At 52.8% G+C, this 15,420-nt stretch carries 14 protein-coding genes; 9 read left to right on the top strand and 5 right to left on the bottom strand.

Annotation, left to right across the window (positions count from 1 at the left end; translation table 11 throughout):
- Window positions 1–155 precede the first annotated feature (155 nt).
- From ybfF to fur, 4 genes are all read left to right on the top strand, one after another.
- Window positions 156–929, top strand: a complete 774-nt coding sequence (gene ybfF / locus C1N69_RS06230; protein WP_047958029.1) for an esterase — start codon at window positions 156–158, stop codon at window positions 927–929.
- A 128-nt stretch (window positions 930–1,057) separates the two neighbouring features.
- Window positions 1,058–1,345 (top strand): LexA regulated protein, encoded by a 288-nt coding sequence (gene ybfE / locus C1N69_RS06225; protein ID WP_023334913.1) that lies wholly within the window; start codon window positions 1,058–1,060, stop codon window positions 1,343–1,345.
- Between the two features lie 155 nt (window positions 1,346–1,500).
- Window positions 1,501–2,031, top strand: a complete 531-nt coding sequence (fldA, locus tag C1N69_RS06220; RefSeq protein WP_008501067.1) for a flavodoxin FldA — start codon at window positions 1,501–1,503, stop codon at window positions 2,029–2,031.
- Between the two features lie 290 nt (window positions 2,032–2,321).
- A complete protein-coding gene (gene fur / locus C1N69_RS06215; protein WP_023310771.1) occupies window positions 2,322–2,768 on the top strand; it encodes a ferric iron uptake transcriptional regulator in 447 nt (148 codons plus the stop codon).
- 108 nt (window positions 2,769–2,876) lie between these two features.
- Here fur and chiQ read toward each other — a convergent pair whose 3' ends face one another.
- The 4 genes from chiQ to nagE all read right to left on the bottom strand — a co-directional run bounded on the left by chiQ (window position 2,877) and on the right by nagE (window position 8,954).
- Window positions 2,877–3,206, bottom strand: a complete 330-nt coding sequence (gene chiQ, locus C1N69_RS06210) for a ChiQ/YbfN family lipoprotein (protein ID WP_045286162.1) — start codon at window positions 3,204–3,206, stop codon at window positions 2,877–2,879.
- A gap of 46 nt (window positions 3,207–3,252) precedes the next feature.
- Window positions 3,253–4,650, bottom strand: a complete 1,398-nt coding sequence (gene chiP / locus C1N69_RS06205) for a chitoporin ChiP (RefSeq protein WP_155030855.1) — start codon at window positions 4,648–4,650, stop codon at window positions 3,253–3,255.
- Between the two features lie 445 nt (window positions 4,651–5,095).
- Window positions 5,096–6,763, bottom strand: a complete 1,668-nt coding sequence (glnS, locus tag C1N69_RS06200; RefSeq protein ID WP_025756354.1) for a glutamine--tRNA ligase — start codon at window positions 6,761–6,763, stop codon at window positions 5,096–5,098.
- A 169-nt stretch (window positions 6,764–6,932) separates the two neighbouring features.
- Window positions 6,933–8,954, bottom strand: a complete 2,022-nt coding sequence (gene nagE, locus C1N69_RS06195) for an N-acetylglucosamine-specific PTS transporter subunit IIBC (RefSeq protein ID WP_025756353.1) — start codon at window positions 8,952–8,954, stop codon at window positions 6,933–6,935.
- A gap of 328 nt (window positions 8,955–9,282) precedes the next feature.
- Between nagE and nagB the strand changes: the two genes are divergently transcribed.
- The 5 genes from nagB (at window position 9,283) to asnB (ending at window position 15,228) form a co-directional block, all read left to right on the top strand.
- Window positions 9,283–10,083, top strand: coding sequence for a glucosamine-6-phosphate deaminase (nagB, locus tag C1N69_RS06190; protein ID WP_013097568.1), 801 nt, complete (start codon window positions 9,283–9,285; stop codon window positions 10,081–10,083).
- 55 nt (window positions 10,084–10,138) lie between these two features.
- Window positions 10,139–11,287 carry an N-acetylglucosamine-6-phosphate deacetylase gene (gene nagA / locus C1N69_RS06185; protein WP_155030854.1) on the top strand — a complete coding sequence of 383 codons (1,149 nt, stop codon included), beginning with the start codon at window positions 10,139–10,141 and terminating at the stop codon, window positions 11,285–11,287.
- 8 nt (window positions 11,288–11,295) lie between these two features.
- Window positions 11,296–12,516 (top strand): DNA-binding transcriptional regulator NagC, encoded by a 1,221-nt coding sequence (nagC, locus tag C1N69_RS06180; protein ID WP_025756351.1) that lies wholly within the window; start codon window positions 11,296–11,298, stop codon window positions 12,514–12,516.
- A gap of 45 nt (window positions 12,517–12,561) precedes the next feature.
- A complete protein-coding gene (nagD, locus tag C1N69_RS06175; RefSeq protein ID WP_025756350.1) occupies window positions 12,562–13,314 on the top strand; it encodes a ribonucleotide monophosphatase NagD in 753 nt (250 codons plus the stop codon).
- Window positions 13,315–13,563: 249 nt separating this feature from the next.
- Window positions 13,564–15,228, top strand: a complete 1,665-nt coding sequence (gene asnB, locus C1N69_RS06170) for an asparagine synthase B (RefSeq protein WP_025756349.1) — start codon at window positions 13,564–13,566, stop codon at window positions 15,226–15,228.
- Here asnB and C1N69_RS22775 read toward each other — a convergent pair.
- A complete protein-coding gene (locus C1N69_RS22775) occupies window positions 15,219–15,413 on the bottom strand; it encodes a hypothetical protein (protein ID WP_167514952.1) in 195 nt (64 codons plus the stop codon). The genes asnB and C1N69_RS22775 overlap by 10 nt on opposite strands.
- Window positions 15,414–15,420 lie beyond the last annotated feature (7 nt).

The raw sequence follows: 15,420 nt of genomic DNA, 5'->3' as shown, positions 1-15,420 counted from the left end.
TACAAGTCATTGGGATTATAAGGTCAAATCCCAACAGCGGATAGCGTCAAACCAGGTTGGCCACAAAAGTCAGATTAAACTGGAACCTTGCAGCCGGGCGGCAGAATGGTCAACATGATACCCTAACCTGACATACGTAAAAAAAGAACTTTGCCATGAAATTGAATACCCGAGCGCAAACTGCACAATCGCCGAACAATAATTCTCCCATCGTACTGGTTCACGGGCTTTTTGGCAGTCTGGATAACCTGGGCGTGCTGGCGCGCGATCTGGTTACTGACCACGATATTTTGCAGGTCGATATGCGCAATCACGGTCTTTCCGGGCGTTCAGACGAGATGACCTATGCCGCGATGGCGCAGGATCTGCTGGATACGCTGGACGCCAACGGCCTGCAGAAGGTAACCCTCATCGGGCATTCAATGGGCGGCAAAGCGGTGATGGCCCTCACAGCGCGTGCGCCGGAGCGTATTAACGGCCTGGTGGTGATTGATGTCGCGCCTGTCGATTACGACGTTCGCCGTCATGACGACATTTTTGCCGCCATCAATGCGGTCACCGAAGCGGGTGTCGCGACCCGCCAACAGGCGGCGGCCGTCATGCGTGACCATCTGGACGAAGAAGGCGTTGTGCAGTTCCTGCTGAAATCGTTTGTGGACGGACAATGGCGTTTTAACGTGCCGGTGCTCTGGGCGCAGTACAACAACATCGTGGGCTGGGAAACGGTACCTGCCTGGCCACACCCTACCCTCTTCATTCGTGGCGGTAACTCTCCTTATGTTACCGACGCGTACCGCGACGCTATACTGGCGCAATTCCCTCAGGCGCGAGCCCACGTCATTGCCGGTGCCGGACACTGGGTTCATGCCGAAAAACCTGACGCCGTGTTGCGCGCCATTCGTCGCTATCTCTCTGATACGGCAAATTGATTAAAAAGAGAGCGACTGGAAGGCTGCGGGCTTCCAGTCGTTGGCGCGCCGTTTTTGGTGATGTATGATGGCGCGCTTATCGCCCGGGCATTAGCAGGGCGGCGTGTTTCCCCCGAAGTCTCAGAATCATGGCCAAAGAACAAACGGACCGTACGACACTAGATCTGTTCGCGAATGAGCGTCGCCCGGGACGACCCAAGACGAATCCGCTTTCGCGCGATGAACAGCTGCGTATCAATAAACGCAATCAGCTTAAACGCGATAAAAATCGTGGGCTTAAGCGTGTCGAACTGAAGCTTAACGCCGACGCCGTCGATGCGCTGAATGAGCTGGCTGACGCGCGCAATATCAGCCGCAGCGAACTCATTGAAGAGATGTTGATCGCCCAGCTTGAGACGTTGCGCAGCCAGGCATAAGTCTGAAAATCCCCTTAATGACCCTTTTCATGTAGCACAGAGTGCAGTCCTGCGTGATAGCTGTTTCCGCAGGGTTGCCAGTTCTGCTATTATTGCCCTTATCCGTGGCCAAATTGCGCCACCATACTATTAAGTTTCAAGAGGTTATTTTACTCATGGCAATCATCGGCATTTTCTTCGGCAGTGATACCGGCAATACCGAAAACATCGCAAAAAACATTCAAAAACAGCTCGGTAAAGACGTTGCTGATGTGCATGACATCGCCAAGAGCAGCAAAGAAGACCTCGAAGGCTATGACATCCTGCTGCTGGGCATTCCGACCTGGTACTACGGCGAAGCCCAGTGCGACTGGGATGATTTCTTCCCGACGCTGGAAGAAGTGGACTTCAACGGTAAACTGGTTGCCCTGTTTGGCTGTGGCGATCAGGAAGACTACGCCGAGTATTTCTGTGACGCGCTGGGCACTATCCGCGACATCATCGAGCCAAATGGCGCCGTGATTGTTGGCCACTGGCCGACTGCCGGTTACCACTTCGAAGCGTCTAAAGGCCTGGCGGATGACGACCATTTCGTGGGTCTGGCCATCGACGAAGACCGTCAGCCAGAACTGACCGCAGAGCGTGTTGAGAAGTGGGTGAAGCAGATCCGCGAAGAGCTGCACCTGGACGATATTCTCAACGCCTGAGTTTTATCACGGCGCAACGGCGGTTGCGCCCGTGTTCCAGGTCAAACCGATTAAATTAATCGCTACAATCTTTTAACTTTTTCGTCCAGACCTGTACAATGTCTCCCTGATAAAACGTGGTTTTCCATTACGCAAGTTTGTTGGTGATACCACGTTTTTATAAGCATATTTTGCCTGAGACTTGCAGTTTTCATTTAGCCATGGCAGTTCTATAATGAGACGCATTATCCCAGGTGCATTTTCTGTCACTTCCTAAGAAGTGAATCGTTTAGCAACAGGACAGATTCCGCATGACTGACAACAATACCGCATTAAAGAAGGCTGGCCTGAAAGTTACGCTTCCTCGGTTAAAAATCCTCGAAGTGCTTCAGGGTCCAGACAATCACCATGTCAGTGCGGAAGACCTTTATAAACGTCTTATCGACATGGGTGAAGAGATTGGGCTGGCTACTGTTTATCGCGTGCTGAACCAGTTTGATGACGCGGGCATTGTTACCCGTCATAATTTCGAAGGCGGTAAATCTGTTTTCGAACTGACCCAGCAGCAGCACCACGATCACCTGATCTGCCTCGATTGCGGCAAGGTCATTGAATTCAGCGATGATTCCATCGAATCACGCCAGCGTGAAATCGCCGCGCGTCATGGCATCCGCCTGACCAACCACAGCCTGTACCTGTATGGTCACTGTGCAGAAGGCGATTGCCGTGAAGATGATCACGCGCACGACGCAAAATAATTTGTGTTCATGCTCTGAGCCAGCCGCGAGGTTGGCTTTTTTTTGGGCCTGTTTTCAGGCATAAAAAAACCCGGCAAGCGCAGCGCCACCGGGCATGGTAATAGCGAATCAGTTACTGTTATTGCTACGAATCTCTTTCCAGATCTGGTCGCAACGCTTCGCCACTTCCTGATCGTTACCGGTTTTACGCGCCTGGATACAGGCCTGGTAATCCATCACGCGCACCGTCTCCTGCGTCGCGAACTGCTCATGCGCTTTCTCTTTCTTCAGCACATTTAACACGCTCTGACAGGCTTCAATTTTCTCCGGCGAACCTTCCGCGGTATTGATACATGCGCTATAGGCCTCTTTCAGCCGGGAATCTTCTTTCGGTGCCTGAGTCTGAGCACACGCCACCAGTCCCGACGCCAGCAGCGCGACAATTACGATTTTTTTCATCATGTGCAGTCTCCTGTCCGGCAGGCACTGCCCGCCGGACGATTCATCAGAAGATGGTGAACGGTGCGATAACCATGAATTTCACGTCACGTTCATCCTGGAAGATGTTGCCGTAACCGCCCGCATAGCTCGGGATATCGGAGTGGTTGTCATACTGGGTGAAGTGCAATTTGAACATCGTGCCTTTTGCGCGACCATCCTGCAGGGTATAGATCGCATCCAGGCTGTAGGAGGACTCTTTCAGGCGATAGTTTGGATCGTAGTAAGCGTCTGGTGTGGCCATATCGGCAGGTTTTGCATCCCAGGCGTAAGCGTAGGAAGCCCCCACCGCCCAGCCAGGCAGATTCCAGTTTTTCAGGTCATACATCGCACCGAAGAAGACCGCTTTCTCACCGTCGGCGTTGAAGTCTGAACGGTTATCCCACCAGATATCAAGACGGCCATTGGACGATGCATAGGTCGGGGTCATACGCTGCAGGAAGTAACCCTGCTGCCCTTCCGCCTTCACCCACGTCCCTTCCAGACGTAAATCAACCTGGCCTACCTTGTAGCCGAAGGTCAAAGCCTGTAACCATGCGGTACCGTCATAGATGTCGTTGACGCCACCATCACTGACTTTATCGCGCGTGCCGTAGAATTGATAGCTGGTGCTCAGCGGGCTACCGGCGATATCAAATTTGTAGCTGGCTTTGGCAAAGTACTGATCGATATAACCTTCTGCCTGACCAAATGCCGCTTCAAGAACAAGATCGTTTTTGAAGTCGTATTTCGCGCCCAGCGAGTGCAGGTAATCGACTTTGGTTTTTTTATCGTTCTGGTAGAACTTGTCCATTTCGATGTGCCATGGAGCTTTGTACTCGTTGGTCCACATGTAAGAGAAGCTCAACGCACCCGCATCACCATAGTCGAAGTTCGCCCCGGCTTCGGCCCCCTGATAAGTGCCCGGCATAAAGCTCCAGTGCGGCGCTAACAGCGTCTGGCCGGTTGGCTGAATATAGCCCCCGCGCGCCCATACCGGGCCGTATTTAAATTTCGCTGCGGCCTTGTAAAGGCTGATACCGCTCTTATCTCCGGACCAGTCTTCTTTATAGGCTTTGTTGCTGGAGGAGAAGGCAATTTCGTTAGGATGGGCGCTGTCGCCGTTTTCCGCCATTTCGATCGCGGTGAACGCAGCAATATCCAGACCGAACATATCCGCGGCGTAGCCTGACTGGAAGTCCAGGTTGGCGTTCCAGGTGGAGTGAGAAAGGTTGGTTTTGTATTTGTCTTCGGTAACGTCTTTACGGTCACGCTCACGCTGCCAGTAATAAATACCGCCCGTGAGGGTAGAATCTTCGATGAAACCCGCCGCTTTTGCCTCTGGGGTAACGACCAGGCCCGACATAGCTGTCACACCGGCAATAGCCAGCGCCAGCGCACTACGTTTGCCACTGAACGTACGCATAGATTATTCCTCTTTGACGAATTAAAACGCCTGAAACGGCGAAAATAAAAAGACCCAATGGTCAGGGGTAGTTATAAATACCCTCGAATTAACTACCGTCTTTAGGTTATTTTTCGCGACGCGAATTATCAATGCTTTTCAGCGGGCAAAAGTCAGGATTATGACGAAGTGCACATAATTGGTAGTGCTTTGTAACATTTACCGGAGGACGAGATTTGGCGGGCTAAGACATTAAATTTCAGTAGTTAAGATCGTTAAACTCTGTAACGTTTTCCTCATTCTGTATTTATGGAAACAAACAAACTTTTTTCAGGAAAATAAGTAGCACCTCATTGACCTGATATTTTTATTGAAAGGTTTACAGCCCGGCTTTAACGATATGATCATAAATAAAAAAAACGCCGCAATACGCGGCGTTTGTCTCTCATTGACCAATACAGCGTTATTATTCGCCGATCTTGGTCCAGGTATCACGCAGACCCACGGTACGGTTAAATACCGGTTTTTCCGCCGTGCTGTGACGGCTGTCGAGGCAGAAGTAACCTTCACGTTCGAACTGGAACGCCTTGCCCGCTTCAGCCGCTTTCAGTGATGGCTCCGCATAGCCCTGTTTGATAACCAGTGATTCCGGGTTAATGGTCGCCAGGAAGTCTTCAGCCGCACCCGGGTTAGGCACGCTGAACAGACGATCGTAGAGGCGAATTTCGACCGGCAGCGCATGGGGCGCACTGACCCAGTGAATAACGCCTTTTACCTTGCGTCCGTCCGCCGGATCTTTGCTCAGGGTCTCTGCGTCGTAAGAGCAGAAGATGGTGGTGATGTTACCTTCCGCATCTTTCTCTACGCGCTCGGCTTTGATGACGTAAGCATTACGCAGACGCACCTCTTTACCCAACACCAGACGCTTGTACTGCTTGTTAGCTTCTTCGCGGAAGTCAGCACGATCGATCCAGATTTCACCGCTGAACGGCACGTCACGGCTTCCCATTTCCGGTTTGTTCGGATGGTTAGGCATCGAGACCAGCTCGCTTTCACCCTGCGGATAGTTCTCGATAACCAGTTTCACCGGGTCGATAACTGCCATCGCACGCGGTGCGTTTTCGTTGAGGTCTTCGCGAATGCAGGATTCCAGAGACGCCATTTCAATGGTGTTGTCCTGCTTGGTCACGCCAATGCGTTTGCAGAACTCACGAATAGACGCGGCAGTATAACCACGACGACGCAGACCAGAGATGGTCGGCATACGCGGGTCATCCCAACCCTCAACGTGCTTGTCGGTGACCAGCAGGTTCAGCTTACGCTTGGACATCACGGTGTATTCCAGATTCAGACGAGAGAACTCGTACTGACGCGGATGCACAGGAATGGTGATGTTATCCAGTACCCAGTCGTACAGACGACGGTTGTCCTGGAACTCCAGCGTACACAGCGAATGGGTGATACCTTCCAGCGCATCGCTGATGCAGTGGGTGAAGTCGTACATCGGGTAGATGCACCACTTGTTACCGGTCTGGTGGTGTTCAGCGAACTTGATACGGTACAGCACCGGATCGCGCATTACGATGAACGGAGACGCCATATCGATTTTGGCACGCAGACACGCTTTGCCTTCTTCGAAGCCACCCGCACGCATTTTTTCAAACAGCGCCAGGTTCTCTTCTACGCTGCGATCGCGGTACGGGCTGTTTTTACCCGGTGCGGTCAGCGTACCGCGATATTCACGTATTTCATCCGCAGACAGCTCGTCGACATACGCCAGACCTTTGTTGATCAGCTCAACCGCATAGGCGTACAGCTGATCAAAATAGTCAGAGGAGTAGCAGATATCGCCAGACCAGTTGAAGCCCAGCCATTGCACGTCGTTCTTGATCGACTCAACGTATTCGATGTCTTCTTTTACTGGGTTGGTGTCATCGAAACGCAGGTTGCACTGCCCGTTATAGTCCTGGGCAATGCCAAAGTTCAGGCAAATTGATTTTGCATGACCAATATGCAGATAGCCGTTCGGCTCCGGCGGGAAACGGGTATGGATCGTGGTGTGCTTACCACTGGCCAGATCTTCATCGATGATCTGACGAATAAAGTTACTCGGGCGGGCTTCTGCCTCACTCATCGTGGATTCCTCAAAGCGTAAACAACGTATAACGGCATATGATCTTATAAGCCGGACGTAGTGACAACCCTTAAAACGGCTCTGAAGAAAATAATGGGGGCATTTGCTGCAAAAAAAAGCGGCGGAGGAGATCCCCCGCCGCTTAAGGCATGACTCTACTCAGGAGCGATTACTTGCCTTTAATCTCATACAACGGTGTTTGGCCCGCAACAACCTGACCTTTCGCCTGAATGACCAGGCCACTGAAGTCGTCGATGTTGCTGCACACCACCGGGCTTATCATGGAGCGCGCGTTGGCGTTCAGGAAGTCCAGATCCATTTCCAGAATCGGCTGCCCGGCGACCACTTCAGCGCCCTCTTCCACCAGGCGAGTAAAGCCCTGACCGTTCAGCGCTACGGTATCGATACCCATGTGGACAACGATCTCCGCGCCATTTTCGGTTTCGAGGCAGAACGCGTGGTTAGTGTTGAAGATTTTCACGATGGTACCGGCAGCAGGAGACACAACGGTTTTGTCCGTTGGTTTCACCGCGACACCGTCCCCCACCGCTTTGCTGGCGAATGCTTCATCAGGCACCTGCTCAATCGCCACGACTTCACCGGTGACAGGAGAAACCAGCGCGGCAACGGTTTTGGCGTTTGGTACAGCCTGCGGTTTTGCAGCTGCAGGTGCGGCAGCGGGAGCAGCGCCTGCTTCAGCGGCGGCGACCGGGCCGGTTGTTTTCATGGCGTTGGCAATTTTTTCCGCAACGAAGCCAACAATAATCTGCACGCTGGTTTTGTTCAGGCGGATAACGCCGGACGCGCCCAGACGTTTTGCCAGCGCTTCATTCACCAGAGAGGAATCTTTCACGTTCAGACGCAGACGGGTGATACAGGCATCAATGCCGGTCAGGTTGTCAGAACCCCCGACAGCGGCGATGTACTGACGCGCCAGACCAGAAACATCCTGATCCTGCGCACCGCTCACGTTCACGTCCTGACCATCCGCTTCGCTACCGGCCACAGCCAGCTCACGACCCGGAGTCATCAGGTTGAATTTGGTGATAGTGAAACGGAACACCACGTAGTAGATCGCGAAGAACACCAGACCTTGTGGAATCAACATCCACCAGTGGGTCGCCAGCGGGTTACGGGAAGAAAGCACCATATCCACCAGACCCGCACTGAAGCCAAAGCCCGCAATCCAGTGCATGCTGGCAGCGATAAACACGGAGATACCGGTCAGCACAGCGTGGATCACATACAGTACAGGTGCCACGAACATGAAGGAGAATTCCAGCGGTTCGGTGATACCGGTGAAGAAGGCCGCAAACGCCCCCGCCATCATAATACCCAGCACTTTCGCTTTGTTCTCTGGACGCGCGCAGTGGTAGATAGCCAGCGCAGCACCCGGCAGACCAAACATCATGATTGGGAAGAAGCCAGCCTGGTAGCGACCGGTGATACCGACAACCGCTTTACCGGCTTCGATGGACTGTGCGCCACCCAGGAAGTTAGGGATATCGTTAATACCCGCAACGTCGAACCAGAACACGGAGTTCAGCGCGTGGTGCAGACCAACCGGGATCAGCAGACGGTTGAAGAACGCGTACACGCCCGCCCCGATGGAGCCCAGTTTCTGAATGTGCTCACCGAAGTTAACCAGACCGTCGAAGATCATCGGCCAGATGTACATCATGATGAACGCAACAACGATCATCACGAACGAGGTCAGGATTGGCACCAGACGACGGCCGCTAAAGAAGGAGAGCGCTTTTGGCAGTTCAACGCTACTGAAGCGGTTATACAGTTCGGCGGAGATGATACCTACAAGGATACCGACAAACTGGTTGCTGATCTTACCGAATGCCGCCGGCACCTGGTCCGCCGGAATTTTTTGGATCATCGCCACTGCTGCTGGTGAGCAGAGCGTGGTTAAGACGAGGAAACCGACAAAACCGGTCAGCGCAGCGGCACCGTCTTTGTCTTTGGACATACCATAAGCTACACCAATCGCAAACAACACGGACATGTTGTCGATAATGGCGGAGCCTGACTTGATAAAGAACGCCGCCAGCGCGCTGGTGCTACCCCAGCCGTTGGGGTCGATCCAGTAGCCGACACCCATCAGGATGGCTGCGGCAGGCAGCGTGGCGACCGGCACCATCAGTGCGCGACCAACCTTTTGTAAATAACCTAGAATACTCACTTTCTTCCCCCTATGAGACCCCGTTTAAGGCGTGTTCTCAGCTCTGTTTTTTATTGTGTCACAAACTATAGATACAGTTGATGATTCACTGGCATTGTGAGTGTGTGAAAAATTAATTCGTATCGCAAATTAAACACCTGCTTTTTGTGATTTTTGTCACCAAATATCGTTTCTCACCCTCCCTTTCACTGGCTAACAACGAAAACTTATTTTATCATTCGAAAAATCAAGACGGATTGATCCGGCCTGAAAGGTTCCAGGTTACGCTTACGTATCAGGTCCCGATAGCCATCCGCCCACTCTTCTACTTTAACTCTTGAGGTGAACAATGAGACTGATTCCCCTGGCAACTGCTGAACAAGTCGGTAAATGGGCCGCTCGCCATATCGTTAACCGCATCAACGCGTTCAAACCGACCGCCGATCGTCCTTTCGTACTTGGCCTCCCGACGGGCGGCACACCGCTGACTGCGTATAAGGCCCTGGTTGAGATGCACAAAGCAGGCCAGGTTAGCTTCAAACATGTTGTGACCTTCAATATGGACGAATACGTCGGCTTACCGAAAGATCATCCGGAAAGCTACCATAGCTTTATGCACCGCAATTTCTTTGATCACGTTGATATTCCAGCTGAAAATATTAACCTGCTGAATGGAAACGCGCCTGATATTGACGCAGAATGCCGTCAGTATGAAGAAAAAATCCGTTCTTACGGTAAAATCCACCTGTTTATGGGCGGTGTGGGTAATGATGGTCACATCGCATTTAACGAGCCGGCATCATCTCTGGCGTCCCGTACCCGTATTAAAACGCTGACCCATGACACGCGCGTGGCAAACTCCCGCTTCTTTGATGGCGATGTGAACCAGGTTCCAAAATACGCCCTGACCGTAGGCGTAGGCACCCTGCTGGATGCCGAAGAAGTGATGATTCTGGTGCTGGGCAGCGTGAAGGCGCAGGCGCTCCAGGCAGCCGTTGAAGGCAACGTTAACCATATGTGGACCATCAGCTGCCTGCAGCTGCATCCAAAATCAGTCATCGTCTGCGACGAGCCATCCACGATGGAGCTGAAGGTAAAAACGTTGAAATACTTCAACGAGTTAGAAGCTGAGAACATCAAAGGTCTGTAATTGAATAACCGCCTCTTCAACAAGAGGCGGCCGCTTTTTTTAACCGGGGGTCGTTATGTACGCTTTAACCCACGGTCGGATTTATACCGGCCATGATATTCTGGATGACCATGCGATTGTTATCGCCAATGGCCTGATTGAACGTGTTTGCCCGCTGGCAGAGCTGCCGCCGGAGATTGAACAGCGCTCACTCAATGGAGCAGTAATCTCCCCCGGTTTCATCGACGTACAGCTGAACGGCTGCGGCGGTGTGCAATTTAATGACTCCGCCGACGCGGTGACGGTCGAAACGCTGGAGATCATGCAGAAAGCCAACGAGAAATCTGGCTGCACCAGCTATCTGCCAACGCTCATCACCAGCAGTGATGATCTTATGAAACAGGGTATCCGCGTGATGCGTGAATACCTGGCCAAACACCCCAATCAGGCGCTGGGTCTGCACCTTGAAGGACCATGGCTCAATATGGTCAAGAAAGGGACCCATAACCCGGATTATGTGCGCAAACCGGATGCGGAGCTGGTGGATTACATGTGTACGAACGCTGATGTGATCACCAAAGTCACGCTGGCACCTGAAATGACCGGCACTGACGTCATCAGCAAACTGGCCGCCGCCGGGATTGTGGTTTCAGCAGGCCACTCTAACGCCACGCTGAAAGAGGCGAAAGCCGGTTTCCGCGCAGGCATTACCTTTGCGACGCACCTTTATAACGCCATGCCGTATATTACAGGGCGTGAACCGGGTCTGGTCGGTGCGATTCTGGATGAGCCAGACGTATACTGCGGCATTATCGCCGACGGTTTACACGTCGATTACACCAACATTCGCAATGCCAAGCGGCTGAAAGGTGACAAGCTTTGTCTGGTCACGGATGCCACCGCACCGGCAGGTGCAAATATTGAGCAGTTCATTTTTGCCGGTAAAACAATATACTACCGCAATGGACTGTGTGTGGATGAAAACGGTACGCTGAGTGGTTCCTCTTTGACCATGATTGAAGGGGTGCGTAACCTGGTGGAACATTGCGGGATTGCGCTTGATGAAGCCCTGCGTATGGCCACCCTCTATCCGGCTCGTGCAATGGGCGTGGATAAACAGCTTGGCGGAATTGCACCAGGTATGGTTGCAAACCTGACGGCATTCACACACGATTATAAAATTATTAAGACCATCGTTAATGGTAACGAGGTCGTCACTGAGTAAGTAAAAGTATGACACCTGGCGGACAAGCTCAAATCGGTAATGTCGATCTCGTTAAACAACTTAACAGTGCGGCGGTATATCGCCTGATTGACCAACATGGTCCAATCTCCCGTATCCAGATAGCCGAACAAAGCCAGCTTGCTCCCGCCAGCGTGACAAAAATTACCCGCCAGCTCATCGAGCGCGGTCTGATCAAAGAAGTCGATCAGCAGGCCTCTACCGGGGGCCGCCGCGCGATCTCCATTGTTACCGAAACCCGTAATTTTCAGGCGATCGGCGTCCGGTTGGGTCGTCATGACACCACGCTCACGCTCTACGATCTGAGCAGCAAAGCCATTGCGGAAGAGCACTACCCTCTTCCGGAGCGCACCCAGGAAACACTGGAGCATGCGCTGCTGAACACCATCGCGCTGTTTATTGAAAGCTGTCAGCGCAAGATCCGCGAACTCATCGCCATCTCGGTGATTCTTCCCGGTCTGGTCGACCCGGAAAGCGGCGTGATCCGTTATATGCCGCACATTCAGGTTGAAAACTGGGGGCTGGTCGACGCGCTGGAAAAGCGTTTTAAAGTGACCTGCTTTGTGGGCCATGACATTCGCTCTCTGGCGCTTGCTGAGCACTACTTTGGTGCGAGTCAGGACTGCGAAGACTCTATTCTGGTGCGCGTTCACCGCGGTACGGGCGCCGGCATTATCTCTAACGGCCGTATTTTTATTGGTCGCAACGGTAACGTCGGTGAGATTGGCCACATTCAGGTTGAACCACTCGGGGAGCGCTGCCACTGCGGAAACTTCGGTTGCCTTGAAACCATTGCCGCCAACACCGCCATCGAGCAGCGCGTCCGCCATCTGCTGGAACAGGGTTACCAAAGCCGCGTGACGCTGGACGATTGTAAGATAGGCACCATCTGTAAAGCCGCCAATAAAGGCGACGCGCTGGCCTGTGAAGTGATCGAACAGGTGGGACGCCATCTGGGGAAAACCATCGCCATCGCCATTAACCTGTTTAACCCGCAAAAAGTGGTGATCGCAGGTGAAATTGTGGAGGCGGAAAAGGTCCTGCTCCCCGCCATTGAAGGCTGTATTAACACCCAGGCGCTGAAAGCATTCCGCCAGAACCTCCCGGTGGTTCGTTCAAAGCTTGACCATCGCTCGGCGATTGGCGCGTTCGCGCTGGTCAAACGGGCAATGCTCAACGGAATTCTGCTGCAGCATTTGCTGGAAAGTTAATCGGACCTTATAGTAACGCCTTCTTTTTTTGATGTCGGAATGTCCATGACCATTAAGAATGTAATTTGTGATATCGACGGCGTGCTGATGCACGACAACGTTGCCGTGCCGGGTGCTGCGGAGTTTCTTCACCGCATCATCGACAAAGGAATGCCTCTGGTTCTTCTCACGAACTACCCTTCTCAGACCGGTCAGGATCTGGCAAACCGCTTTGCGACGGCGGGTGTCAACGTCCCGGACAGCGTGTTTTATACCTCAGCGATGGCCACGGCGGATTTTCTGAAGCGTCAGGAAGGGAAAAAAGCCTACGTGGTTGGTGAAGGGGCGCTGATCCACGAGCTGTACAAAGCGGGCTTTACCATCACCGATGTCAACCCGGACTTTGTGATCGTAGGTGAAACGCGCTCCTACAACTGGGAGATGATGCATAAAGCCTCTTTCTTTGTGGCTAACGGCGCGCGCTTTATTGCCACCAACCCGGATACCCATGGCCGCGGCTTTTATCCGGCCTGCGGCGCGCTGTGCGCCGGTATCGAGAAAATCTCCGGGCGCAAGCCGTTCTATGTCGGCAAGCCAAGCCCGTGGATCATTCGCGCCGCGCTCAACAAGATGCAGGCCCACTCTGAAGAGACCGTGATTGTCGGCGACAACCTGCGCACCGATATTCTGGCCGGTTTCCAGGCTGGTCTGGAGACGATTCTGGTGCTCTCCGGCGTCTCTCAGCTTGATGACATCGATTCAATGCCGTTCCGGCCAAGCTGGATTTACCCCTCCGTCGACGAAATTGACATTATCTGATACCGAACCACGCCTCAGGGCGTGGTTCTTTATTTTTATGTATGCAAAACACAACCCCATCTAACAAAAAGGTGCTTTTGTTGAATAATCATCAATAAATGCGCTCATCACATACGCGTTTTTCACTGATCCGCAACCGCCATTGCACTATTTCCGTTTTCACCCGTAAAACGCTTGCGCGCCCTGCCCCTTTGCGGCATTTTCATAAGCAAGCAACATCACAATGCAACAGGGTTAACGGAGAAGGTTATGTGTTCTATTTTTGGCGTACTGGATATTAAAACTGACGCGGGCGAACTGCGTAAAAAAGCACTCGAACTGTCCCGCCTGATGCGCCATCGCGGCCCGGACTGGTCCGGCGTTTACGCCAGTGACAAAGCCATTCTGGCACACGAACGTCTGTCAATCGTCGACGTCAATGCCGGTGCACAGCCGCTGTATAACGAGAAAAAAACGCACGCGCTAGCGGTTAACGGTGAGATTTACAACCACCAGGCGCTGCGCGCCGAGTACGGTGACCGCTACGCGTTCCAGACCGGCTCTGACTGTGAAGTCATCCTGGCGCTGTATCAGGAGAAAGGACCCGAGTTCCTGGACGACCTTCAGGGTATGTTTGCATTTGCCCTGTACGACAGTGAAAAAGACGCCTACCTGATTGGCCGTGACCATATCGGTATTATCCCGCTGTACATGGGCCACGATGAACACGGCAACTTCTATGTCGCGTCTGAGATGAAAGCCCTGGTGCCGGTTTGCCGCACCATTAAAGAGTTCCCGGCGGGCAGCTACCTGTGGAGCAAAGATGGCGAAATCCGTCAGTATTATCAGCGCGACTGGTTCGATTATGATGCCGTAAAAGACAACGTCACGGACAAAGCCGAGCTGCGCCAGGCGCTGGAAGATTCCGTGAAAAGCCACCTGATGTCTGACGTGCCCTACGGCGTGCTGCTCTCCGGCGGTCTGGATTCATCCGTGATCTCGGCGATCACCAAGAAATTTGCCGCCCGTCGTGTGGAAGATCAGGAGCGCTCTGAAGCCTGGTGGCCACAGCTGCACTCCTTTGCCGTGGGTCTGGAAGGCGCGCCTGACCTAAAAGCCGCGCAGGAAGTGGCAAACCACCTGGGGACGGTGCACCATGAAATTCACTTCACCGTGCAGGAAGGTCTGGATGCGATCCGCGATGTGATCTATCACATTGAAACCTATGATGTGACTACCATTCGCGCCTCCACGCCAATGTACCTCATGTCGCGCAAGATCAAGGCGATGGGCATTAAGATGGTGCTCTCCGGTGAAGGCTCTGACGAAGTGTTTGGCGGCTACCTGTACTTCCACAAAGCGCCAAACGCCAAAGAGTTACACGAAGAGACGGTGCGTAAACTGCAGGCGCTGCACATGTTTGACTGCGCACGAGCTAACAAAGCGATGTCCGCCTGGGGCGTAGAAGCACGCGTTCCGTTCCTGGATAAAAAATTCCTCGACGTGGCGATGCGCATCAACCCGCAGGATAAAATGTGCGGCAACGGCAAAATGGAAAAACATATCCTGCGCGAATGTTTTGAATCCTACCTGCCGGCAAGTGTGGCATGGCGTCAGAAAGAGCAGTTCTCTGATGGCGTAGGCTACAGCTGGATCGACACCCTGAAAGAGGTGGCGGCGAAACAGGTTTCAGACCAACAACTGGAAACCGCGAGCTTCCGCTTCCCGTACAACACGCCGGGCTCTAAAGAAGCGTATCTGTACCGTGAGATCTTCGAAGAACTGTTCCCGGTACCGAGTGCTGCAGAGTGTGTGCCAGGGGGGCCGTCCGTCGCCTGCTCTTCCGCGAAAGCCATTGAATGGGATGAATCTTTCAAAGCAATGAACGATCCATCAGGCCGCGCGGTAGGCGTTCACCAGTCTGCCTATAAATAATCAATCATTTCTTTATCAGGTCCTGCGGGGCCTGATTTTTTTTGCCCCACTTTTCCTCCTCTAAAACCGATTAATAACCAATAATTGCCGAATATTCGGCCACGCTGTTCGCAACCTAACCAAACAGTCACATTCCCGCCATTTTCGTTGAAAAAGGTGTTGACGCTGCAAGGGTCTATACGCATAATGCGC

Origin of the sequence: Enterobacter sichuanensis, from assembly GCF_009036245.1 — a bacterium.
Taxonomy (GTDB): Bacteria; Pseudomonadota; Gammaproteobacteria; order Enterobacterales; family Enterobacteriaceae; genus Enterobacter; species Enterobacter sichuanensis.
Note: the sequence above shows the minus strand (reverse complement) of the source record. Positions and strands in the feature narration are given on the sequence as shown.